The sequence below is a fragment of the Mycobacterium sp. NTMscope_MAC_12 genome (assembly GCF_976985675.1).
Genome location: NZ_CDRJYY010000001.1, coordinates 2,848,855 through 2,872,064 on the forward strand (window position 1 = coordinate 2,848,855; position 23,210 = coordinate 2,872,064).

The 23,210-nt window shown below is 66.1% G+C and carries 21 protein-coding genes and 1 pseudogene; 13 read left to right on the forward strand and 9 right to left on the reverse strand.

Annotated elements, in window-relative coordinates; all coding sequences use genetic code 11:
- Position 1 precedes the first annotated feature (1 nt).
- The 3 genes from AC0KS4_RS13110 to AC0KS4_RS13120 are packed head-to-tail and all read right to left on the reverse strand — an operon-like array spanning position 2 to position 3,671.
- Entirely contained in the window at positions 2-970 is a 969-nt protein-coding gene (locus AC0KS4_RS13110; protein ID WP_238956089.1) for a VOC family protein, read from the reverse strand.
- Positions 970-2,181: a CaiB/BaiF CoA transferase family protein gene (locus AC0KS4_RS13115; RefSeq protein ID WP_014385023.1), complete on the reverse strand. Its 1,212-nt coding sequence runs from the start codon at positions 2,179-2,181 to the stop codon at positions 970-972. Before AC0KS4_RS13115 ends, AC0KS4_RS13110 begins: the two co-directional genes overlap by 1 nt.
- On the reverse strand, positions 2,178-3,671 hold the full coding sequence (locus AC0KS4_RS13120) for an aldehyde dehydrogenase family protein (RefSeq protein WP_238956090.1): 1,494 nt from the start codon (positions 3,669-3,671) through the stop codon (positions 2,178-2,180). Before AC0KS4_RS13120 ends, AC0KS4_RS13115 begins: the two co-directional genes overlap by 4 nt.
- A 111-nt stretch (positions 3,672-3,782) precedes the next feature.
- Here AC0KS4_RS13120 and AC0KS4_RS13125 point away from each other — a divergent pair, with 111 nt between their 5' ends.
- From AC0KS4_RS13125 to AC0KS4_RS13145, 5 genes are all read left to right on the forward strand, one after another.
- The gene (locus tag AC0KS4_RS13125; protein WP_238956091.1) at positions 3,783-4,988 is read left to right on the forward strand and encodes an acyl-CoA dehydrogenase family protein; all 1,206 of its coding nucleotides are present in this window, start codon (positions 3,783-3,785) and stop codon (positions 4,986-4,988) included.
- 53 nt (positions 4,989-5,041) lie between these two features.
- Positions 5,042-6,073, forward strand: a complete 1,032-nt coding sequence (locus AC0KS4_RS13130; RefSeq protein ID WP_238957299.1) for an acyl-CoA dehydrogenase family protein — start codon at positions 5,042-5,044, stop codon at positions 6,071-6,073.
- Between the two features lie 25 nt (positions 6,074-6,098).
- Entirely contained in the window at positions 6,099-7,241 is a 1,143-nt protein-coding gene (locus AC0KS4_RS13135; protein WP_064939713.1) for an acyl-CoA dehydrogenase family protein, read from the forward strand.
- A 109-nt stretch (positions 7,242-7,350) separates the two neighbouring features.
- A complete protein-coding gene (locus AC0KS4_RS13140; protein ID WP_014385028.1) occupies positions 7,351-8,091 on the forward strand; it encodes a FadR/GntR family transcriptional regulator in 741 nt (246 codons plus the stop codon).
- Positions 8,088-8,915: a PaaI family thioesterase gene (locus AC0KS4_RS13145; RefSeq protein ID WP_238956092.1), complete on the forward strand. Its 828-nt coding sequence runs from the start codon at positions 8,088-8,090 to the stop codon at positions 8,913-8,915. The genes AC0KS4_RS13140 and AC0KS4_RS13145 overlap by 4 nt, the downstream gene beginning before the upstream one ends.
- A 12-nt stretch (positions 8,916-8,927) precedes the next feature.
- Here AC0KS4_RS13145 and AC0KS4_RS13150 read toward each other — a convergent pair whose 3' ends face one another.
- Complete coding sequence (locus tag AC0KS4_RS13150; protein WP_238956093.1) at positions 8,928-11,045, reverse strand: tannase/feruloyl esterase family alpha/beta hydrolase; 2,118 nt, start codon at positions 11,043-11,045, stop codon at positions 8,928-8,930.
- A 114-nt stretch (positions 11,046-11,159) separates the two neighbouring features.
- On the opposite strand from AC0KS4_RS13150, the gene AC0KS4_RS13155 reads away from it, so the two are divergent.
- On the forward strand, positions 11,160-11,822 hold the full coding sequence (locus AC0KS4_RS13155; RefSeq protein WP_238956094.1) for a TetR family transcriptional regulator: 663 nt from the start codon (positions 11,160-11,162) through the stop codon (positions 11,820-11,822).
- Between the two features lie 63 nt (positions 11,823-11,885).
- Here the strand turns inward: AC0KS4_RS13155 and AC0KS4_RS13160 are convergent, their stop codons facing one another.
- Genes AC0KS4_RS13160 through AC0KS4_RS13170 form a run of 3 tightly spaced genes read right to left on the reverse strand, consistent with a single transcriptional unit; the run spans position 11,886 to position 15,085 of the window.
- The gene (locus tag AC0KS4_RS13160; RefSeq protein WP_238956095.1) at positions 11,886-12,695 is read right to left on the reverse strand and encodes an enoyl-CoA hydratase/isomerase family protein; all 810 of its coding nucleotides are present in this window, start codon (positions 12,693-12,695) and stop codon (positions 11,886-11,888) included.
- A 12-nt stretch (positions 12,696-12,707) separates the two neighbouring features.
- Positions 12,708-13,868 (reverse strand): thiolase C-terminal domain-containing protein, encoded by a 1,161-nt coding sequence (locus tag AC0KS4_RS13165; RefSeq protein WP_238956096.1) that lies wholly within the window; start codon positions 13,866-13,868, stop codon positions 12,708-12,710.
- Positions 13,865-15,085 (reverse strand): Zn-ribbon domain-containing OB-fold protein, encoded by a 1,221-nt coding sequence (locus AC0KS4_RS13170; protein ID WP_238956097.1) that lies wholly within the window; start codon positions 15,083-15,085, stop codon positions 13,865-13,867. Before AC0KS4_RS13170 ends, AC0KS4_RS13165 begins: the two co-directional genes overlap by 4 nt.
- A 109-nt stretch (positions 15,086-15,194) precedes the next feature.
- On the opposite strand from AC0KS4_RS13170, the gene AC0KS4_RS13175 reads away from it, so the two are divergent.
- From AC0KS4_RS13175 to AC0KS4_RS13190, 4 genes are read left to right on the forward strand one after another with little or no spacing between them, the layout of a single operon-like run.
- On the forward strand, positions 15,195-16,058 hold the full coding sequence (locus AC0KS4_RS13175; RefSeq protein ID WP_238956098.1) for an SDR family oxidoreductase: 864 nt from the start codon (positions 15,195-15,197) through the stop codon (positions 16,056-16,058).
- A 9-nt stretch (positions 16,059-16,067) separates the two neighbouring features.
- Positions 16,068-17,219 (forward strand): acyl-CoA dehydrogenase family protein, encoded by a 1,152-nt coding sequence (locus tag AC0KS4_RS13180; RefSeq protein WP_238956099.1) that lies wholly within the window; start codon positions 16,068-16,070, stop codon positions 17,217-17,219.
- Positions 17,216-18,313, forward strand: a complete 1,098-nt coding sequence (locus AC0KS4_RS13185; protein WP_064939700.1) for an acyl-CoA dehydrogenase family protein — start codon at positions 17,216-17,218, stop codon at positions 18,311-18,313. The genes AC0KS4_RS13180 and AC0KS4_RS13185 overlap by 4 nt, the downstream gene beginning before the upstream one ends.
- 10 nt (positions 18,314-18,323) lie before the next feature.
- Positions 18,324-19,103 (forward strand): SDR family oxidoreductase, encoded by a 780-nt coding sequence (locus tag AC0KS4_RS13190; protein WP_064939698.1) that lies wholly within the window; start codon positions 18,324-18,326, stop codon positions 19,101-19,103.
- 45 nt (positions 19,104-19,148) lie between these two features.
- Here AC0KS4_RS13190 and AC0KS4_RS13195 read toward each other — a convergent pair whose 3' ends face one another.
- The gene (locus tag AC0KS4_RS13195; RefSeq protein WP_238956100.1) at positions 19,149-19,976 is read right to left on the reverse strand and encodes an enoyl-CoA hydratase/isomerase family protein; all 828 of its coding nucleotides are present in this window, start codon (positions 19,974-19,976) and stop codon (positions 19,149-19,151) included.
- A 167-nt stretch (positions 19,977-20,143) separates the two neighbouring features.
- Here AC0KS4_RS13195 and AC0KS4_RS13200 point away from each other — a divergent pair, with 167 nt between their 5' ends.
- From AC0KS4_RS13200 to AC0KS4_RS13210, 3 genes are read left to right on the forward strand one after another with little or no spacing between them, the layout of a single operon-like run.
- Positions 20,144-20,971: a mycofactocin-coupled SDR family oxidoreductase gene (locus AC0KS4_RS13200; RefSeq protein ID WP_014385040.1), complete on the forward strand. Its 828-nt coding sequence runs from the start codon at positions 20,144-20,146 to the stop codon at positions 20,969-20,971.
- A 13-nt stretch (positions 20,972-20,984) separates the two neighbouring features.
- A complete protein-coding gene (locus tag AC0KS4_RS13205; protein WP_238956101.1) occupies positions 20,985-21,782 on the forward strand; it encodes an SDR family oxidoreductase in 798 nt (265 codons plus the stop codon).
- Between the two features lie 59 nt (positions 21,783-21,841).
- On the forward strand, positions 21,842-22,954 hold the full coding sequence (locus tag AC0KS4_RS13210) for a cytochrome P450 (RefSeq protein ID WP_238957300.1): 1,113 nt from the start codon (positions 21,842-21,844) through the stop codon (positions 22,952-22,954).
- Position 22,955: 1 nt separating this feature from the next.
- Here AC0KS4_RS13210 and AC0KS4_RS13215 read toward each other — a convergent pair.
- Positions 22,956-23,186 (reverse strand): annotated as a pseudogene (locus AC0KS4_RS13215) (AMP-binding enzyme); the annotation flags it as partial.
- Positions 23,187-23,210 lie beyond the last annotated feature (24 nt).

Consider the following 23,210-nt stretch of genomic DNA (forward strand, 5'->3'; position numbering starts at 1 on the left):
ATTAGCTCCTTCCCGTGGAGGGACTGAAGTGACTGAGCGGCCGCTCGACGAACTCGAACACCACGCCGTCGGGCGACCGTAGAAATGCGATGTGCAGGCCCTCGATCTTGGTTCCCGGCAGCGGACACCACACTGGATCACCCATCCGCTCAATCGAATCGGGCACCTGCGCCAGTGCCTCGCCCACATCCTCCACCCGAAGCGCGCAACGGTAGAGGCCCTGGCGGTTACCGGCCCAGGGCACCGGGGTATGCGCGGTTCCAGGATGTTGCACCACCACCAGCGCGAACTGATTCCCATCCTCGGCCAGCGCGTAACGCGCTACCACGCAATCGGTTTCACCCGTGCCGTCCGGGCTGAGCTGCGCACCGGCGACCCGCATCACCCGCGGCGCATCTACCTCTTCGAACCCGATGGCGGTGAGAAACTCGCCAGTCGCAGCCGCGTCGATCGCGGCGATCCTGATCCCATTGAACAGTGTGAATAACGCGCCATTCGCGCCCCCGGCATCAACCGGTGACTCGACCACCTCGATCACCACGCCATCAGGGTCCAGCGCGAGGACCGACTTTCCGTCATCGATGAGGCCGTCGACCGGATCGCCCACCGTCAGTCCCCCGTCGCGCAACGCGGTCACGGCGCCGTCGAGGTCAGCGACCGCCAGTTGCACTGACCGGATTCCGGGGCGCACCGGGTCGCGACTCGGGTCGCGACTCAACGTAGGCGAGCGGTATTCGATCGCCTCCAACGCACAGCCTGCGCGACCGCCACGCGCGTCGTAGAGAAATGCGGTGGCGCAATATGTTTCACCGTCGAGGCCGAGAATGGTGCCGTCGGTGGCGATTTTCGGGTCCGTACGCATACGTGCCCTCAGACCCAGTATGTCCCCGTAGACGTACTCCGTGCGGTCCAGCGATTCGCAATTGAGATTGACGTGCAGGAAGCGCCGCGCGAGGTCCTCCGAACCCACTACAGCACCACCGAGTTGATCTTGAACTCGATGATTTCGTCCTCACTGAAGCCGAGCTCGGCCAGCAACGCGTCGGTATGTTCACCGTGTCCGGGCGCACACGTCAGGTCCAACGGCACCTCGTCGAACTGCACCGGGCTGGCCGCCAGCGCGAACTCATTGCCACTGGCATTAGTGGCTCGCGGCAGATACCCGTTGGCGATCGTCTGCGGGTCCTCGTGTACCTCGCGGGCGGTGCGCATCACGTCCCACACCCCCTCGAAACCGCCGAAAGCCTTCTCCCAATGGGAAAGGTCCTGCGACTCAAAGGTCCGGCGCAGTTCCGCGATGCACTCCTTGCGGTTGCCGAATCTCACCATCGCCGAAGCGAAGCGCTCGTCATCGATCAGGTCGGTGCGGCCCAGCCGGGTGCAGAAGTCCGCCCAGAATCGGTCGGCCTGCAGCAGCACGAAGGCGATGAACCGGTTGTCGCGGGTCTTGTAGATGCTGGCTACCGGGTTGGGCATCTCGTCCAGGTTGAACTTCGGGATGTCCTGACCGGTGACGCCTGATCCGACGATGTCCGGACCCAACTGCCAGATCGCGGCGTTGAGCAGCGACACGTCGACCACCGACGGTTCTCCGGTGCGCTCGCGCTTCACCAGCGCCGCAGCGATTCCGCCCGCGATCGCCAGCCCGCCGTAGGAGTCGCCGAACGCCGGCCGCTGGATGGGCGGGTACGAACCGTCACCCGCCGAGTAGGCGTCGCCGATTCCGCCTCGGGCCCAGTACGCAGCCAGGTCGAAGCCGCCCTGCGAGGCGAGGTCGCCGCGGGTGCCGTAGCCGTGCCCGCGGGCATAGATGATCTTGGGGTTGCGCGCACGTACCTGCTCGACGTCGATCCCCATCCGCTGGCGCGAATCCGGCAGCAGGTTGGTGACGAAGACGTCCGCGGTTTCGAGCAGCTTCATCAGCAGCTCCAACCCGTCGGGGGTAGAGGTGTCCAGCCCGATGCTGCGCTTGCCCCGGTTGGGCTGCTCGATGAAGTGATTCACTCCCCCGGCGGCGGTGACAATTCCGGAGCTGATCAGGCCACGCTGCGGATCACCGGTTTCGGGGTGCTCGATCTTGATGACGTCGGCGCCCCAGTCGGCGAGGACGGCACCGGCGGCGGGGACGAACGTCCACGCGGCGAGTTCGACGACGCGGATTCCGCTGAGAATGTCGCTCACAGGGGGTATCCGATCGTCTTGGTCTGCAGATGTTGCTCGAAGCCTTCGATGCCGTTCTGCCTGCCGATGCCGCTCATCTTGTACCCACCGAACGGCGCGTCGGCGCCGTAGTACATGCCGCTGTTGATCATCAGTGAGCCGGTTCGGATGCGGCGCGCGACGGCCATGGCCCGCTCATCGGAGCCCATGATTCCGCCCGCCAGGCCGTAGGTGGAGTTGTTGGCCATCTCGACGGCGCCGTCGTCGCCGCCGTCGTACGGCGTGATGGACAGCACCGGCCCGAAAATCTCCTCCTGGAAGATCGTGTGGTCCGGGGCGACGTCGGCGACGACGGTCGGCGCCACGAAATATCCGCGGTCCAGGCCCTCCGGCACCCCGCCGCCGGCGGTGACGCGGCCTCCCTCACGCTTGGCGGTCTCGATGTAGTTCAACACCCGGGCCTGCTGCTTAGCCGACACCAGCGGCCCGCAGAACGTATTCGGGTCCGAGGGGTCGCCGACCGTGAGGGAGCCGAAGGTGGCGCTGGCGACCTCGACGGCCTGGTCATAGTGCGAGCGCGGCACGAGCATCCTGGTGGCCAACGCACAGCCCTGACCCGAATGCATCAGCGCGCCAATGCAACCGGGCAACGCCATGCCCATGTCGGCGTCGTCGAGCACCAGATACGCGGACTTCCCGCCGAGCTCAAGCATGTTGCGCTTCATGGTGTCGGCCGACAGCCGCTGGATCAGCTTGCCGACCGCGGTTGATCCCGTGAAGGACACCATGTCAATCCGCGGGTCGGTGGCGAGCACCTGGGCGATGTCATTGTCCGACGCCGGCACGATGTTGACGACACCGGCCGGGATGTCGGTCTTCTCGGCGATGATCCGGCCCCACCGCAACGCGCTCCACGGCGTCTCGACGGCCGGCTTGAGCACCATCGTGTTCCCAGTGGCCAGGATCTGGCCCACTTTGTTGCTGATGATCTCGAACGGGAAATTCCACGGCGTGATGGCGCCGACGACACCAATTGGTTCCTTGACCACGACGCGGTTGTACGGCACGCCCATCTTGGCGTCCTCGTCGAGCATCCGCTCCCACTGGAAGGTCGAGATCAGCTGGGCCGGATACCGGATAGCGTCGGCGAGCGGCCATTCCAGCTGCGCGATGTAGGTCATCCCCACCGTCGCGCCGACTTCGGCGATCAGCTCAGCACGGATGTCCTCTTTTTCCTCCTGCAGCGCTTCGTGCAACTGCATCAGGCAGCGTTGCCGGAACTCGTGGTTAGTCGACCAGTCGGTGGTGTCGAACGCACGGCGGGCGGCCGCGATGGCCTCCTGCATGTCCTCTGCGCTGGCGTCGGTGGCGTGCCCGAGCACTTCCTCATTCGCCGGATTGATGTTGTCGACGGTCTTCCCCGTCGACGAATCCCGCAGCCGCCCGTCGATAAACAGCCTGGCCTCGGGATTGAAGTTGACAGTGGCGGCGGCGATGGGTGAAGCCGTCATTGGCGATCCCTCTCACTGAAGTGTGGGCATGAGTTATTGTAGCCTCTTATAGATAACTGTTTAGCTGATTCTGGCATGCGTCAGGGTCCGGCGTCCATGAAGGGGGGTCGGTTGTCCGTCCCTGTCGACAGCGCCATTGACAGCAGTGGCCGACTTGAATATGCGGCCGACGTCGCGTCGTACCGCCAGGACTTCAGGCATTACCTCCGTGATCTGGAAACAGCCGACGATTGGCGCTCGGCCGCATTCACCAGCGCCGAGGACGGCCTGGCCCACGACGCTCAAGTGATGGCACGGCTGCACGCCGACGGCTGGAACCGGTATGGCTGGCCGGAGGCGGCCGGGGGTCTCGGTGGAAACGAAATCCACCGGGCCGTGTACTACGAGGAACTCGGCTACGCGATGCTGCCGATACCGGCCCAACACTGGACGCTGGAGACCCTGGGCCCCGCCCTGCTCAAGTTCGCTCCCGGGCTGGCCGCGGCCTACCTGCCCGGCTACCTCAGCGGCGCCGAATGGTGGGGCCAGAGCTTCTCCGAACCCGAGTCCGGCAGCGACCTCGCCACGCTGCGCACCCGCGCGGTCGCTGATGGCGACGGCGGCTTCGTCATCAACGGCCAGAAGATCTGGACGAGCCAGGGCCCGACGGCCACCCGGCTGCTCGCGCTGGTGCGCACCGGAACGCCCGAGAGCCGCCACCGCGGACTGACGATGCTCATGGTCGACGCCGACGCGCCAGGGGTCACCATCCGGCCGATCGCGCTGGCAAGTGGCCGTCGTGAACTGGCCGAAGTGTTCTTCGACGATGTCAGGGTCGACCGCGAACGGGTGATCGGCGACGTCGACGGTGGCTGGGCGGTGGCGATGCACCTGATGCAGTACGAACGTGGCATGTACGGCTACGCCGTCCTCAACAAAGTGCTCACCGAGCTGAGCCGGCTGCGGGAGGACATGGTGATCGCCGGTGCGACCGACGCGCAGCGCCAGCGCTTCGCCCAGGTCTACGTCGACGTGGTTGCCGCCCAGGCCCGGACCGCCACCACCGTCCGGCGACTGGCCGCGGGTGAATCGGTCGGCGCGGACAGCAGCATCGACAAACTCCTCTTCGGCCGGGCCGAAAAGCAAGTGAACGACCTGGTCCTCGAGATCGGCAGGGAGCAGATGCTGGCCGGAACCGGTCGCGGCGGCGCGGCGCTGAACACCGCGCGCGCCGAGTGGTGGTACTCGCGGGCCGCCACGATCATGGGCGGCACAGCCGAAGTCCAGCGCGGCATCATCGCCGACCACCTCCTCGGGTTGCCCAAGGAGAAGAGATGAGCCGCGCCCGCGACGATGCGGGCCGCTTGGCGGCCCGACCAGGAGCGACGCCCATGAGCAAGGAGGGCCAACCGATCGACGAGTCGTGGCCAATGGTCGAGGAAGCCGTGTTTCGTCTCTTCGAAGAACTGGCAGGCAAGTCCGGCAACGGTGCCGTCCCCGCAGCGACATCGGGCTCGGCGGAACACGTGGCGATCGGTCCGCGTCTGGCCGAGCTGGGCTGGTCGGATATCGAAGCCGAGTATCCCGTCGAGGCGTGCGAGCTGCTGTTCCGCGCCCAGGGTCGATCGCTGGCCCTCACTGACTGCCTCGATCGCGTCATGTTGGCTGAGCTCGCCGAACTGCTCGACGAACCCGCCGACCACGTTCTGCTGCCCGGGCTGAGCCCTGGACATATTCCGGGTTCCGATGACGATCGGGTCTCGGGCATCGTGCTCGGCCCACTCGAGGGTCGGTTGGTCGTCCCGGTGTCGAGGCCGATGGGGGCGGTGTCGGTGGGTGTGGTCGACTCGTCGCAGCTCGACGGCGAGCGCATGGACACCTTCGACGCGTCGGCGTTCTGGACTCGGGTCAGGGGTCCGCTGGACGCCAGCCTCGTCGAAGCGTCCACCGAATGGGACCGGGCGATGGCCGCGGCACACCGGGCGCTGGCCACCGAATTGGTGGCGCTGGCCGAGCAGGCGTTGCGCATCGCGGTCGAACACGTCAGCGTGCGCGTGCAGTTCGGCGCCCCTATCGGGTCGTTCCAATCGCCGCGCCACGCGCTCGCCGATGCGTCGGCGGTGCTGGCCGGCGCGCGGGCGCTGCTGAGCGAGTCCTGGCGCTACGGCGGCCGGCTATCGGCCGTGACCGCCAAGGCCGCGGCCGGGCGGGCACACCGCGCGGTCAGCGACGTGGCATTGCAGGTGTGCGGCGCGATCGGCCTGACCGCCGAGCACGACCTGCACCGTTACGTCACGCGTGGCTTCCAGGTTGATGCGCTCTGTGGGTCGCACGATCACCTCGAAGCGCTGCTCGGCGAACGGCTGTTCGAGATCTACGCTCCGGGCCGTGCATTGCCCGCCATCGTCACGTGGTCCGACTAGAAGAAAGCCGAGCAAAGGGAAATCCATGCGCCGCAACATCTTCGACGAGATCCACGACGACTTTCGAGCCAGCGCTCGCGAGTTCTTCGAGCGGGAATGCGTGCCGAACATTGAGAAGTGGGAACGCGACGGCAAAGTCAGTCGCGAGGCGTGGCTGGCCGCGGGGGCCGCTGGCCTTATCGGGTGGGAGTTCGACGAGAAGTACGGCGGCCTTGGGGTCAAGGATTTCCGGTTCAACCAGATCATCTCCGAAGAGATGTTCCTGACCGGATCGGTGGGCATCGGTCTTGGCGTCCAGAACGACATCCTGGTGCCGTACCTCAACCACCTCACCACCGACGAACAGAAGGCCCGCTGGCTGCCCAAGTTCGTCTCCGGTGAGTACATCGGCTCGATCGCGATGTCAGAGCCTGCGGCCGGATCCGACCTGGCGGGCATCAAGACCACCGCACGCGACGAGGGCGACCACTGGGTTGTCAACGGCCAGAAGACGTTCATCAGCAACGGCCTGCTGTCCAAGCTGGTGCTGACTGCCGTGAAGACCGACCCGACCGCCAGGCACAAAGGCATCAGCCTGCTGATGATCGAAGATGGCATGGAAGGCTTCACCCGCGGCCGCAAGCTCGACAAGATCGGCCAGTACTCCGCCGATACCGCGGAGCTGTTCTTCGAGGACGTCAAGGTGCCCAAGGAGAACTTGGTCGGCGAACTCAACCGCGGCTTTTACCATCTGGTCTCCAATCTGCCCAGTGAGCGGGTCGGCGTGGCCTGTTACGCGCTGCCCGCCGCTCGTCGAGCACTGGACCTGACCAAGGCGTATGCGCTCGAACGCACCGCGTTCGGTCAGCCGATCGGCAAGTTTCAGGTCAACAGGCACTTCCTCGCCGAAATGCAGACCAAACTCGATGCCGCTCAGACCTACCTCGACCAATGCGTGCTGTCGGTCAACGACGGCACATTGTCCGATCAGGATGCCGCAGGCCTGAAATGGTGGACTTCAGAAGTTCAGTGGGAGATCATCGACCGCTGCCTACAGATGTACGGCGGCTACGGCTATATCAACGAGTACGAAGTGGCGAGGCTCTGGCGGGATTCGCGGGTGCAGCGACTCTACGCCGGCACCACCGAGATCATGAAGGACCTCATGGGACGGGCGATGGGGTACTAGGGGTGACGTTGCTTACTGACTGGCGCCAATCGCTGGATCCACCGGCTGGTTCGGCTAACCTTCTAAACGGTTATTTGATTCGCATATTCGCATAGCGGTGGAGGTTGCAATGGAGGTCACCAGTCTTCGGGAACCGAAGATGGCCGATCGGGTGGCCACGGTGTTGCGGCGGATGTTTATCCGCGGCGAAATCACCGAAGGCACCATGCTCCCCCCGGAATCGGAGCTGATGGAGCGTTTCGGCGTGTCCCGGCCGACACTGCGGGAAGCGTTCCGCGTGCTCGAGTCCGAGTCGCTGATTCAGGTCCAGCGAGGCGTGCGCGGCGGGGCCCGCGTCACCCGGCCCCGGCGCGAGACACTCGCCCGCTACGCCGGCTTGATCCTCGAATACGAAGGCGTCACGGTCAAGGACGTCTACGACGCCCGGGTGACTCTGGAAGTTCCGATGGTCGAGCAGTTGGCCAAGGACCGCAACCCCAAGGTGATCGCCGAACTCGAGCAGATCGTCGAACGTGAGTCGCAGCTGAATCCCGGCAGCGAAGCGGTCGATCAGCTCACCGATTTCCACGCCGCGATCGCGCGGCTGTCCGGCAACAGCACCCTGCAAATCGTCAGCGACATGCTGCATCACATCATCGAGCAGGCCAACCGGTCGCTCCAGCCCACCAAAGGCACGCGCGCCGAGCAGGCGGTCCGCCGCTCAGCGAAAACCCACCGGATGGTGCTGGACATGATCAAGGATGGCGACGCCGAGAAGGCCGGCCAGCTCTGGAAGCGCCATCTGCAGAAGGCAGAGGAGTTCGTCCTGACCGGCGCCGAATTGTCCACTGTCGTAGACCTTCTCGAATGACCGGTGTCGACGAGCGGGTAAACCAGCACGATCTCGAGACACCCGACTCGATACAAGTCCGATTCGGTATCGAGTACGTCGAATCGCGCCCGGCGGAAGCCATTGCCGCGCTGACCATGCCGATGGAAAGGTGTCGCAATCCTTTCACCGGAGCGCCGACGGTCGGCCCGTTGGCCATCCTCGTGGACGCGGCGGCCGGCATCGTCAACCACTATCGGCGTCGGCCCGGCCGGTGGACGGTATCGAGCGAGTTGTCGATGGAGCTCGGCCTGGACAGCGTTGGGGACCTCGACGGTCCCGTGCTGGCCACCGCGCACACACTTGGTCCGCTCGGTACGACTTCGCTCGGGATCTGCACGCTGACCTACCGCGGAACGGTGATCGGCGGCGGCACGGTGCGGTCGTTCTTCATCGACGCCGATGACGTTGTCCCCCAGCAGCGGCCGGAGACCCTGCGCAGGTCGGCTGAGACCACGTTCGCCGAGCTGATGGCGGTGCACGTTGCGGAGGATGGTCCGGCGACGGTGCTGGCGCAGCGCGTCGACCGCAACCTGAACAACGACATTGACATCGTGCATGGGGGCGTGGCCGCCGCCGGCTTGGAGCTCGCGGCATCGGCGGCCCTGAACCGGGACCGTTCCGAAGGTCTGCTGCAGACCGCGTCGCTGCGAGTGAACTTTCTGCGTCCGTTCTTCGCCGGCACTAAATCCCGCTATGAGGGCACGCCGCTACGCGTAGGTCGCAACACCGGCGTGGGCGATGCGCAGGCCATCGGCGACGACGGCAAAGTGGCGATCACCGCGCGGGTGACCGCCTACCGCTGAGGTCGATCGCGCTCACGAGACGACCACACGGACCTGCGCGACGTTGGCAATTCGGCACGAGCTCGCGGCCGGGTCACCATTCCGATGCGAATGGACTCGGCCGGTCACGAAATACTCGCCTGGCCGATCGAACGCGTGCGTGGTGGAGAGCGTGACGGACGCCGCCGACCCGTCGATGCCGTCGTGGCTGAACGGAAAGGAGCCGGTGCCGTCGAAGTCCCAGTCGGCGGACACGATCGTGCCGGCGCCCGGAGGCACCGTCGCCCGGAGCTCCAGCTCGACGGCTTCGCCCACCGCCGCCTCCGCCCGGTCACCGCCGTTGACGGTGACCGCGATGACCGCTTGGATGCCCCGTCGCTGCGCAGCGTCCGGGGACAGGATCACCTTGTTCTCGACGTAGTCGAAGGCGGTATCGACGGGCTCGATGCCGTCTTCCACCCACGCGATCAGGTCGGCCACCGACTGCTCAATGTACGGCATGTAGTCGATAAGCCAGGTGTTGCTGGCCCGGTTGGGCAGCGAGGGCACCATCATCGAGGGGCCGTGCTCGGCGTTCTCGATCCAGCGGAGCCGGAACCGCTCCTTGGCGCCTTCCTCCCCCTGCGCCCGTAGCACGGCCTGGCGGTAGACGATCCCCTGCGAGGGCCATAGCGACGAGTCTTTGGTGTGGTGGACCCAGATGAGCTTGCCGCGGTAGAGCCCGGAGTAGCCGACACCCATGAGGGCCGACTGGCGCGGCACGGGGTGCTGCGGGTACACGGGCCGATCGTCCACGCGCAGGGAGTCGAATTGTGGATCGCTCATCAGGTGGTGCCGAGCGAAGTAGTGGAAGGCCAGGAAGTCACGGTTGTCGACCTGTACCTCGTCGCCGGGCCGCACATCGGTGAACCGGAGCAGGTTGACATCGCCCACGCCGTCGCAATAAAGAACGTCGTCGGCGTGGGCTCCGCAGTAGAGCCGCCGCCCGGCCGCCGCGCCGGTGAGCACGGTGACGCTCGCGCCGAGCCGATAGCCCGTCTGCCCGAGGCCCTCGAGCTCGACCACCATGGGCAGCGAGGGGTCTCCGAGGCTCGCGAACACCATGACCACCATTCGGAAGTTCTGGTGTCGGGGTTCGAGGAAGCGCGGATCCTCCAGAATGTTGGTGCCCGTTAGCACCTTGGTCACGGTGGCCCGTGTGCTCAGTATGTCGGACTCGACGAGGCCCGGCTGGTCGAAGCCGACGTAGCCGGGCTTAGTCCAGAAATCCTCGAAGTAGCTCGGGTCCTGCTCGAGCAGCGATGTGGCCATCGAGGTCCACAGCCACATCTGGCCCAGGGGCTTGCCGATCATGTACTCGTCGCCGCGCGGGAAGCCCTGGCGGTACAGGCTGGCCAGCTCCTCGCGCTGGTGAGTGCTCAACCCGAGGAAGGGGTCGCCATGCCCGCCGGGCGCCATGGCGGCGGCGATCTCGTCCGTCTTCTCACCGAGTAGGCGCTGGCAGTTGAACATCGTGGCGAAAGACATCACCTGGGCGCCCTCGATCTTCTCCGTGCTGCCGTGCTCCACGATCGGCCCGCCGCCGGCGAACGGCAGAGCGCCGTCCCATGCGTCGGGCGCGTTCTCGAGGCACAGCGGCGACCGCCGCCCTCCGCCCGATCCTCCCCAGACGTAGGCGTGATGGGGCGCCTCGCCGTAGACCTGCGCGGCGACGAACTTGGCCAGTCGGGCCGTCTCAGCGCTGGCACGGTGCCCGTACAGCGTCGGGTCGTCGCCCCCTCGCGGGTCGAGGTTGTCACCGACGTGTCCCTGGTTGGACTCCACCATGCAACCGCCGAGGCGGGCGCACATCCGAAGCCCGCCAATGAAACCGGCCATGAGGTCGTTGCCGAAGGCGTTCTCGTGGCCGCCGTGAGCGCCCTCGAGCGGCTGGAGGATCCGTCCGCGGTACTGCCCGTCGGTCGGGAACCAGAACGCCCAGCGAGTGGCGGTGTCCGCGAACCCGCCGTGGACGTAGCGGTGCGCGATCGGTTCCGATCGCTCTTCGTCGACGTCCACGTACGGCGTACCGAAGAATCCGTCCGTCGACACGTACCCCGCAACGTTGATCGTGCCGTTTCCGATCTTCGAACGCTGACCGGTCTCGGTCATCGATGCCTCCCTTACGGTCGTTCTGCCGCAACGTTGTTTCCGACTGGAAGCAAGGTTGCGGGTGTCTGTCAACTTTTGCACTCTCTGCCATAATTTGTCTAGAGTCATGTCGTGATGACTAAATCCACCGCTTCGGCCGCGCTCGTCGGGGAAGGGGTCTGGGATCGTCGCCGCCGCCTCGTCACGGGTGAGATCGAGCAGATCGCGCTCGCCCTGTTCGCTGAACAGGGCTACGACAACGTCACGACCGACGACATCGCCCGAGCATGCGGCATATCGGCGCGAACGTTCTTCCGGTACTTCGCCGCGAAGCGCGACGTGCTTCTCGCCGTCCCGCGCCGCAGCCTCGTCGCCCTGTGCGATGCGGTGGACCAGCGCCCCGCAAACGAGGACCTCCTGACCTCGTGGCGAGCGGCCACCATCGGTGTCCTCGGTGGTGACGAGGTCGATCTCGCCCTGATCGAGCAGCTCAAGGTGCTCGTCCGCGACAGCCCGGCCCTCGTCGACACGATCAACGGCGACGCCGAGCTCACCGAGCGATTCGTGCGGACCAACGCCCAGCGGCTCGGCGTCGACCCGGCAACGGACCTGCGTCCGATCATCGTCGCAGGGGCTGTGCGCAACGCGCTGATCGCGGCATTGGACCAGTGGTCCTCCGGCCGGGCCGACGACCTCGTGCGATCCTTCGGGGAGGCCTTCGACATCCTCGCTCGCCTCGACGCGATCGGTGGCCGACGCGCCGCCAAGACCTCGCGTTCGCGCACCCGTCGCACGTAACCGATCCGACGTCTGACGCGGTCACCGCTCGAACGGCATTGCGCCGCAGGGTCCGACGAGCCCCTACTTCTTCGAGCGTGCCCGGAACGCAGCCACCCGCTCCTTGAACTCCGGGGTGGAGAACGACGTGTACTCCTCGGCCAGCGCGTACTCCAGCACACCGAGCGCGGCTCGCGACAGGTGCATGTTCATCGCAACCTTGCTGGCACGCAGTGCCTGGGGCGGCAGACCGGCCAACCGCTCCCCTATCACGAGCGCCTCGTCCAACACGGTGTCATCGGTGGCCACTTTGGTGACGAGGTTCAGCTTGTCCGCAATTGCCGGAGTGATCCGATCCCCCAGCAACACATACTCTTTGGCCTTCATCAGACCGATCAGCAGCGGCAGCATTGCCGCGCCACCGTCGCCGGCCACCAACCCGACCGCGACGTGCGGGTCGGCCAGATAGCTGCTCTCCCCCATCACGAGGAAGTCACTCAGCAACGCGATCGAACAACCCAGACCGACAGCCGGGCCGTTGACCGCCGACACCAGCGGCTTGGGGAAGTTGATCACCTCCAGGAACACCGTGCGGGCCTCGGCGATCTGGAACTGGCGGGCCACCGCGTCGTCGATCAGACGTCCGAACATCACCATGTCGCCGCCGGCTGAGAACGCCTTGCCGATACCTGTCGTCACCACCGCCCGCACGTCGTCGTCGGCAGTCAGTACCCGCCAGATCGTGGCGAACGCATGGTGGACCTGCTCGTTGACGGCGTTGAACGCCTCCGGCCGGTTGATGCTCACGACGTGGACGTTGCCGCGCTTCTCCACCAGTAGCCACGGCGCAAATTCTTCGTAGCCAGGCAGAGTAGCGATCTCGGAAGTGGTCATGTGATGGTCCCGTCAGTTCTTCTCGTTGGAAAGGACGGTGACCGCGGAGACCGCGGTCGGCCCACCGATATTGTGGGCCAACCCGACTCGCGCACCGTCGACCTGATTCTCTGCTTCACCGCGAAGCTGATTGAACAGTTCGTAGCACTGTGCCACCCCCGTGGCACCCGGCGGGTGCCCCTTCGCCTTCAACCCGCCGCTCGGGTTGATCGGAATCGATCCGCCAACGTAATGTTCACGGCCCTCGACCAGCTTGTAGGCCTCGTAACGATGGGCGAACCCCAGATCCTCGTAGCTGATCAACTCGACGCCGGTGAAGCAGTCGTGGACCTCAGCGACGTCGATGTCGCGCGGCGTCACGCCGGCCATCTTCATCGCGGCCTTGGCGGCGCGCACCGTCGGCGGGAAGGTCGTCATGTCGCCCTTGTGCTGGTGCATCACCCGGTCCATGCCCAGCCCGACGCCGCGAACCCAGACCGGACGGTCCGTGTAACGGTCGACGACCTCCTCGGCGGCCAAGATCACCGCGGCCGCGCCATCGCTCTGCGGGGTGCAATCGTAGAGTCCGAACGGTTCGACCACGATCGGCGCGGCCAGCGCCTGCTCGACGGTGATCTCGTAGCGCAGTTGAGCTTTCGGGTTCTTCACCGCGTGGAAATGGTTCTTCACCGCCACCATCGCCATGTGTTCCTTCGTCGCCGGCGATTCGTGCAGGTATCGCATCACGTGGAGCGCGAAGTTGGCCGGCGCAACCAGTCCCAAGGGGTAGTCCCAGGCGTTGTCACGGGTCATCGCCGCCCAGTCCCAGAACGTGGTGTTCGATGACGTTTCGCGGACCTTGTCGGCCCCGACCACCAGCACCACGTCGTAGAGGCCCGAGGCGATGGCCAGCGTTCCGTTCCGAATCGCGTCATTACCCGTGGCGCAAGCATTTTCGACTCGCGTCACGGGAATCTCGGTGAGGTCAAGGGTGTCGGCCAAAATGCCGGATGGGAACCCGTCGGTCGTCGAAAGCTCACCGAACCACGCGGCTTCGATGTCGGATTTCTCAATGCCCTTGTCTACCTTGGCGGCCGCTTCGGCGTAGGCCATCGGGATCAGGTCCTTGACGCCAAGGGCGAAGTGTTCGGCAAAGGGCGTCATCCCCGCGCCGACGATGGCAACGTTTCTCATGCAACGGCTCCTTCCAGCGTCCGCCCCGGCCAGAATGCATAGCCGTAGTCGGGGATGCCGGCGCGAATAGCGATCCTGCGCAACACGACTGAGCCCGGCTGTCCTATCGCCGCCTCGCCGGCGGGTACCCCGGTGACCTTGAGCAGCACCCGCACCGGGCTGTCGTCGAGCTGAACGACGGCCAGTGAGTAAGGGCTGGGTAGGTCGGGCACCGGGATCCGCACTGTGGTGTGGGTATAGACGGTGCCGGTGCGTGGCAGCGGCTCGAGCCGGTATTCGGTGGCCAACCGTCCGGCATTGTCGACTCGCAGCCGCGGCGGGAACTGCGGCGCGGTGTCGATGCCCGGGCTTTCCTCGAAAACCGCTGCCTCCCAGCGGATCTTCGGCTCGAAAGCGCGCGCATATGCGGGCATCGAAATCGGGATGCCGACACCGTCGGCGACGCGGGCCTTCGGTAATTCCTGGGCCGGAAACTCATCGCGGGCGATCCGGGTCTCGGTCCCCGCGGACGCCAGGTGCGCTGCGCTGATGCTGGACTGCTCGACCGCGAGCAACAGGCCCTCGATGCCCGCCTCGATCGCATCGGCCAACAGCAGGATGATCGCCGCGCTGGAGACAGCGGAGTCCGCCACGGCGTGCGTCGTATCCAAGTCGCCCGCGACATGCGCCAGGGGCACGCCTGCCGCCGCGGCCACCGTCGGAGTTCCGGTCAGGCCCAATCGGGTCAGGGTGGAGCGCACGCCGACCTCGCGTTGCAGCCGGGGGTCGACGTAGGCGTGGCGGGCGCCGTCGGCACCACGGGCGCTTAACGGCAGGCTGCGCGTCTGGCGTGCCAGCGGGGTCACGATGGCGCCGTCATCGCCGGTGAGCACCGCGCCCGCCCCGGTTGCGAGATCGTTGTCGTCGGCGGCGATCACCAGGGTCCTTTCGCCGGCGCTGACGATTTGGTCCAACACCGCGGGCGCGCCGCCCAGCACCTCCGTCACGGCGGTGTCGGCCGGCAGCGACAACGCCGCCAATAGCACCGCGCCGTTGCCGCCTTCCAACAGCGGAAAATCGCGTGACACCAGCACCACCCGTTGCGCCGTGGCGTCGGGATCGGCCGCGCGGCCGGCGGCGACGGCCATCGTCAGCGCGTCCTCGTCGGGACCCTTGACCCGCCGGTCGCGCACAGCCCATGGCGGCAGATAGGTGCCGACCGAAATGACCCGAGTCATAGATCCCCGCTTTTGTGGATGACTGCGCGTTACATCGCGCGACTAATGATCTATATAGTTATAGCATTCGACCGCACACTCTAGCGACCGACGGAAGGGTCAACGAACCGTGGGCAATCCCCATCCTCGCACTCTGGAGGATCGCGTCGTGGTGATAACCGGCGCCAGCCGCGGCATCGGCGCCGCCATCGCCGAGCGGATCGCCGAAGACGGTGCGGCCGTGGCATTACTGGCCAAGACTGAGGCGCCGAATCCCAAGATCGCGGGCACCCTTGCCGAGACCGCGGACGCCGTGCAACGTGCGGGCGGCCGGGCGCTCCCGCTGACCTGCGACGTCCGGGACGCGGGCGCGGTGGCGTCGGCGATCGCTTCGGTGGCCGAGAAGTTCGGCGGCATCGACGTCGTCGTCAACAACGCCGGGGCCCTGGATCTCCGGCCGACCGCGCAGTTGCCGCCTAAGAACCTGCGCCGGCTGCTGGAAATCAATGTGGAAGGGCCGTTCGCGGTGGTGCAGGCCGCACTTCCGCACCTGCGCCGGTCGGGCAACGCGCACGTCGTCAACGTCTCTCCCCCGCTGAACATGGACCCCAGATGGGTAGGCGCCCATGTGGGGCACACCGTGGGCAAGTACGCCGAAAGCCTGCTCACCCTGGGCTGGGCCGAAGAGTTCGCCTCGGTGCCGATCGCGGTGAACTCGCTGTGGCCGGCCACCACGATCGCCAGCACCGGAATGATGGTCGCAATGGGAGAGGCAGCGGTACGCGCGCAGGCCCGTAGCCCACAGATCATGGCCGAGGCGGTGCACGCGCTCGTCACCCGACCCGCCGCGGCGTGCAGCGGCCATTTCTACACCGACGAGCAGATCCTGCGGGAAGAAGGCCGCGAGGACCTGTCGGGCTACCTATTGGCCCCGAGCGAGGAGGACCTGACGCCCAACTTCTATCTCCTGTCGGCCCCGGTGCCCACGGTTTAGGAAGCGGCTGTGGTGAATTCGTTTGACGCCTTGAGCGCCCGTGAGTCCGAGTTGGTCAAGCTGCGGCTCGCCGTGCGGGACTTCTTACAGTCCGACCGCGCTGAATTCGGGTGGCAGCCCGGCGTCGACTCGTGGTTGGGCGGTTGGGACGAGGAGTTCTCCGCCCGGCTGGGCGCCGCCGGATTCACCGGCCTGACGATCCCGAAGCGGTACGGCGGCCACGGGCTGGGGCATCTGCACCGCTACGTGGTGACCGAGGAGCTGATCGCGGCGGGTGCGCCTGTGGCGGCGCACTGGACCGCCGATCGCCAGGTCGCGCCGGGCCTGTTGACCTACGGCACCGAGGAGCAGCGCGAACGTCTATTGCCCAAAATCGTTGCGGGCAAGCTTTATTCATCGATCGGCATGAGTGAGCACGGCGCCGGATCCGACCTTGCCGCCGTGCAAACCAAGGCCGTCCGCAGCGACGGCGGCTGGCTGCTCTCCGGTAGCAAGGTGTGGACCAGCGGGGCCCACCACGCGCATCAGGTCGTCGTGCTGGCCCGCACCAGCCCGCCGGACCCGCAGCAGCGGCACGCCGGCTTCAGCCAGTTCTTGGTGCCGTGCGATGCCGAGGGCGTCCGCGTCGAACCCATCATCTTGATGTCGGGGGCACACCACTTCAACGAGGTTCTGTTCGACGGGGTCTTCGTTCCCGATGCCGACGTGCTCGGTGACGTCGGCAACGGTTGGCACCAGGTCACCTCCGAATTGTCGTTCGAACGCAGCGGACCCGAACGGATCCTGTCCACCGGCCCCCTGCTGTTCGCTGCCATCCGTGCACTCGGCCGAGTCTCGCTGCCCGCCGACCGCACCGCCGCCGACATCGGTGACCTGATGGCGCGGTTGATCTCGCTGCGGCAGCTGTCGTTGTCAGTGGCCCGCACGCTCACCGAGGGCGGCGATGCCGCCAATCAGGCGGCGCTGGTGAAGGACCTCGGCACGCGTTTCGAAGCCGAATCAGTGGGGTTGATCGCCGATCTACTCGAGGCGACGCCACCGAATTCCGAACTGCAGACGATGCTGAACACCGCGTGGCTGCACAAGCCCATGTTTACCTTGCGCGGCGGCACCAACGAGGTGCTGCGCGGCGTGGTCGCCCGCGGAATGGGGCTGCGGTGAGCGCTCTGGCCGGCGGGGTGTTCGCCGCGACCGACGCCCGGGACGACGATGCGGAGCTGCGTCAACTCGTCGACGACATTGGGCAGCGCGCTTATGATGCGGGGCTGGGCCACCGCGGCGTCCCAGACCAGTTCGACGCCGTGCTCTGGCGCAACCTCGAGGACACCGGGCTGGCCAGGCTGACGAGCACGCCGGACATGGGAGCCGGCCCGCGCGAGTTGGCGGTTGCGCTCTACGGCGTGGCCCGCCACGCCGGCGCGGTGCCGTTGGCCGAAACCGACGCGCTTGCCGGGTGGCTCGGACAGCAGGCCGGCATCGAGCTGCCCGCCGGCCCGCTGAGTGTCGCGATCGCCGATGCCGAAACCGACCACGGCCGGGTCACCGGCACCGCGCACGCGGTGCCATGGGCACGAGCGTGCACCGCCGTGGTGCTGGCCGTCAGCGCGCCCGCTGGACTTCAGGTCGGCGTGATCGACGTGACGCCCGGTGAGCTGCGAGAAGGTCACAACCTGGCAGGCGAACCGCGCGACTCGATTGCCTTCGACGTGTCGGCCGACCAGTTGCACGCCGTAGACCCGACGGTGGGCGCCGAGCTGGCTCGGCGCGGCGCGTGGTCACGCTGTGTGCAGACCATCGGAGTGTTGGATGCCGCCGCAGCGCTGTCGGTAGAGCACACCCGCCAGCGCATCCAGTTCGGTCGTCCGCTCAGCGCTTTCCAGTCCGTGCAGCAGTCACTGGCCGGCATGGCCGGAGAGATCGAAAGAGCCCGTGCCGCTGCGGAATTGGCCGTTGCCGCCGCTGCCGAGCACGGCTTCGCGTCGCCTCACACCGACTACGCCGTCACCGTCGCCAAGGTGGCGGTCGGCCGGGCCGTCGGGCCGGTCACCAGCGTTGCCCACCAGCTGCACGGCGCGATCGGCGTCACCAGTGAACACCCGCTATGGCTGTTCACCTTGCGCGCTCAGAGCTGGACCAGCGATTACGGCAGCACCACGCATTTCGCGCGGCGACTCGGCCGGCTTGTCCTGGCCGCCGAGGATCCGTGGAGTTTGGTGACGGGCGATCTGACTCAATTGGAAAACAACAGTAGATAAGGGAGAACTAGTGACAGTGCAGCAATTTGAGGGCGCCTCGGCGATTGTCAGCGGAGGAGCAGGTGGCCTGGGCGAGGCGACGGTGCGTCGGCTCCATGCCGAAGGACTTGGCGTGGTGATCGCCGATCTCGCCGCCGACAAGGGCAAGGCGCTGGCCGACGAGCTGGGTAGCCGGGCACTGTTCGTCAGCACCGACGTAACGAGCGACGACAGCGTGCAGGGTGCCATCGAGCAGGCCAACCAGCTCGGTCAGCTGCGCTACGCGGTCGTTGCACACGGCGGCTTCGGGGTGGCCCAGCGGATCGTGCAGCGCGACGGCAGCCCGGCCGACATGGCCGGTTTCACCAAGACCATCAACCTGTATCTCACCGGCACCTACAACCTGACACGGCTGGTAGCGGCTTCGGTAGCCGCCGCCGAACCCCGCGAGGACGGCGAACGGGGTGCCATCGTCATGACAGCCTCGGTCGCGGGCTATGAGGGTCAGATCGGCCAGACCGCTTATGCCGCAGCGAAAGCCGGTGTCATCGGGTTGACCATCGCTGCCGCTCGCGACCTCAGTTCGGTGGGCATCCGGGTCAACACCATCGCCCCTGGAACGATGAAGACGCCGATCATGGAGTCGGTCGGCGAGGAGGCTATCGCGAAGTTCGCTGCCAACATCCCGTTCCCGAAGCGACTAGGCACTCCAGCCGAATACGCCGACGCCGCGACGTTTCTGCTGTCCAATGGCTACGTCAACGGCGAGGTGATGCGCCTCGACGGCGCGCAGCGCTTCACTCCGAAGTGACGGCGCGCCGCTACGGGCCGGCTCGCACCGGCCTGTAGCGGCGCGCTACAACCGCCCCTCTACCCGAAGCTTCGGGTGCACCCAGTCGGGCGAGTTCTTCTGCTTGAACGCCCGGAAGCCTTCGGCCGCTTCAGGTCCGAAGAGACTGGTCGTCATGCCGATCCGGTCGTAGAGCCCGAGGTAGTTGTCCAGGCTCGCCTTGACCAACCCCCGCGCTCCCGGAGCGGTCCGGCAGCACTGCGCGAGCAGCTCCTTGGCGACGCTCAACAGGTCGTCGTGCGGAACAACCCTGCTCACCATTCCCCAGTCGAGCGCCTCGTCGGCGTTCAGCGTCCGTCCGGTGAACATCAGGTCCTTGGTCCGGACCGGTCCAATGAGCCGGGCCAGCACCTGGCTGTAGTACGTGTCGGCGATGCCACGGAACAATTCCGGCACCCGGAATACAGCCCGATCGCTCACCACGGCGAGGTCGCTGCACATCGCGATCTGCAGGCCACCGCCCTGACAGAGGCCGTTGACCGCGGACACGACCGGCTTGGCCGACTGCCGCAGCGTGTCGAACGGAGTGACGTCGGTTCCCAGGGTGGACGCGAAGTCCATCCAGTTGTCTGCTGCTTTCTGACCCAGGTCACCTCCCGGTGCGAAGACGTCGCCGGTGCCGGTGATGAGCAGGCCGGCGAGGTCGGGGTCGGCATTGACGCGACTGACCGCGTACCGGATCCCGAAGTACATCGCAGGCGTCATCGCATTCCGGGCCTCGGGGCGGTCCAAGGTGCAGATCGCAAATGCGCCTTCACGCTCAAACCTCAGGTAGGGGCTGCCCAACCAGTCACCGTCGGGTGGGCGCGGACCGCCATGGGGGCTGTCGGGCATGTGGGATCCCTTCCAAAGCTCTGAGTGTGCTGTCGTCCACCAAATTAGCCAAATAGTTGTATGATTCCAAGCCGTCGGCGTAGCATCCTCGACGTGGCGTACGTCACTGCGTCGCGCCCCACCAACGCGCTGAGCGCGGCCGATTGCGAGCTATTGGAGGCATACGAATGGGTTCACTGGACGGCAGGGTCGTCTTCATCACCGGAGCCGCTCGCGGGCAAGGCCGTTCGCACGCGGTGATGTGCGCCGAGCAAGGTGCCGACATCATCGGTGTCGACATCTGCGAGAACCTCGACATCGTGCCCTACGCCCTGGGCACCGAAGACGATCTCGAGGAGACGGCCCGCCTCGTGGAGAAAACCGGCAGAAAGATGATCACCCGCAAGGCCGACGTCCGAGACTTCGCTGCGTTGCAGGATGCGTTCGACGCGGGCGTCAACGAATTCGGCCACGTCGACACGGTGCTCGCCAATGCCGGGGTGGTGCTCACCAACGCCGACGAGCGCGACGCATCAGAGGCGCTGCGGCTAGGGCTCGACATCATGCTCATCGGGGTGTGGAACGCCTTCCAGGTGGCGATCCCGCACATGAAGGAACGTGGCGAGGGTGGCAACCTGATCGCGACGAGTTCAATGATCGCCCTACTGGACCTGACCGACGGCCGCGGCGGGAGCGACGCCTACCTGATGTCCAAGGTCGCCGTCGTCGGTCTGGTCCGCGCGTACGCGGCCATGCTGGCCCCCGACCGCATTCGCGTCAATGCGGTGGCGCCGACGAATTGTGCGACCCCGATGATCACCGACAACCCGGCGCTGTTCAAAGTGATCGAGGACAACCCTCGCATGGTCAACGCGGTCCAGACCGCGCTGCCGGACCTGCCGCTGATCGAGCCACGCGACGTGAGCAACGCGATCCTCTTCCTGCTCAGCGACGCGGGCCGTTCGTTCACTGGAAGCATGCTGAAGGTGGACGCCGGCATGGACGTAAGGCGCTGACGGGGATTCTGCGATGGACTACGGAATCGACCGCCGATCGGCGCTGATCGTCGGCGGCAGTAAGGGAATCGGCTTCGAAGCCGCGAAACTGCTTGCCGCAGAGGGTGCGCGGGTTGCGGTACTGGCCCGCACCAAGTCCGACGTCGACGCCGCCGTCGAATCGATTCGTAGCGAGGGCGGCACCGCGATCGGCGTCACCGCCGACGTCAGCAACGCCGAGCAGCTTCAGAACGCGGTGCGAGAAGTGACCACCGAGCAGGGGCCGCCGCTCATCGTCATCGGTCAAGCCAAGTACCAGAAACCCGGCGACTTCGCGGACATCACCGACGTGAACATCTACCGCGAGTCCTTCGACATGCACACCACGAGCCAGATCCTACTCCTGCATGCGGTGCTGCCCGCGATGAAGGAAGCGGGTTGGGGCCGCTTCGTCCACATCGGATCAGGCACAGCGAAGGAACCCGCGGGCAACATCCATCACGCGGTGGCCAATACCAGCCGTCCGTCGACGGTCGGACTGCTCAAGACCGTCTCCGACGAGTACGCCCGATACGGGATCACCGTCAACACCGTCGCACCCGGCTGGATCGAGACCGAGAACGCGCTGGCCTATTTGGATCAACACCTCGGCGCGAGCACCGAGCAGGAGCGCCGCGACTTCATGCTCACCCAGGCCCGCGTACCGGCGGCACGGATGGGGAAGCCTCGGGAGATCGCCTCGCTCATTGCCTACTTGTGCTCAGCCCCTGCTGGGTACGTCACCGGCAGTTGGATCGAAGTCGACGGCGGCTTGCATCGCTCGGCGTTCTGACGGGAGGAGAACACGTGAAACCCCATGCCGTACCGGAACTCTCGTTCGCAGGGCTGCCGATGGCAGCGGACCGCGGGGTGGGATGGAAGACCGTGCGCGACGCCGGGCGGGTGGTGTTCATCGACGGCTGGTACTACTTAGCGCACCGCGAGGACGTGCTTGCCGCGCTGCGCAATCCGGAGTTGTTCTCGTCAAAGAAAGCCTTCGACGTGCTCGGCGCCCCGTTGCCGTTGGTACCCATCTCCTTCGACCCGCCCGAGCACACCCGATTCCGCAAGATCCTGCAGCCCTTCTTCAGCCCGCACACTTTAAAGGCAATGCTGCCCTCCCTCCAGAGACAGGCGATCGACATCGTCGACGACATCGCCAAGAAGGGCGAGTGCGAAGTCGTAGCCGACCTGGCAATCCCCTACCCGTCACAGGTGTTCCTGACCTTGTTCGGGCTGCCTCTGGAAGATCGCGACCGGCTCATCGCATGGAAGGACTCAGTCATCGCGCTTGCAGAGTCACCGACGCTCGAAGGCGCTGACCTCACGCCCGCAATGGAATTGCTCGCCTACGTCTCCGAGGCGATCAACGAACGAAGGGCCAACCCCGGACCGGACATCCTGTCCCAAGTGCTCACCGGTGAAGACGCCCTCGACGATGCCGAGATGATGGGGCTGAGTTTCCTGTTCGTGCTCGCCGGGCTGGACACCGTCACGGCGGCGATGAGCACGGCGCTGTTGGAACTGGCCCGTAACCCTAAGCTGCGCACCACGCTGCGCGAGGATCCCAACCAGATGAGCGTGTTCGTCGAGGAGATCGTCAGGTTGGAGCCCCCCGCGCCGATGTTGCCCCGGGTCACCACCGCGGAGGTCACCATCGGCGACATCACCCTTCCCGCCGATACCCAGGTGCGGCTGTGCATCGCCGCGATCAATCGTGACGACAGCGACGAGACCTCGACCGACGACGTGGTGATGGACGGAAAGGTCCACCGGCACTGGGGCTTTGGCGGAGGGCCGCACCGCTGCCTCGGCTCTCACCTGGCACGCATGGAGCTCACGCTCGTCCTCGACGAATGGCTCAAGCGCATCCCCGAGTTCTCGGTGGAGGACGGCTACGAACCGCACATCGTGTTCCCCGCGCAGACCTTCTCGCTGGAACGCGTGCCGCTGAAGCTGGGCTGAGCTAGTTGCCGCGCGAGCATTTCTTGACGAGTTCCTGTTTGTACGGCTTGCCAGTGTCCGTCCGGGACAGCTGCGCTTCGAACGAGAGCGACCGCGGACACTTGTAGTGCGCCAACCGGTTTCGTAGCCAGCCCAACAGCTTCTCGTTGATGTCGGCCGGATCGACCCTCTGCACCACACCTATGCCGGCTTGACTCATCTCATCGTCCGGAGTGACCACAAGAGCCGAATCTCCGTAGCTTGTAAGGAATCTACC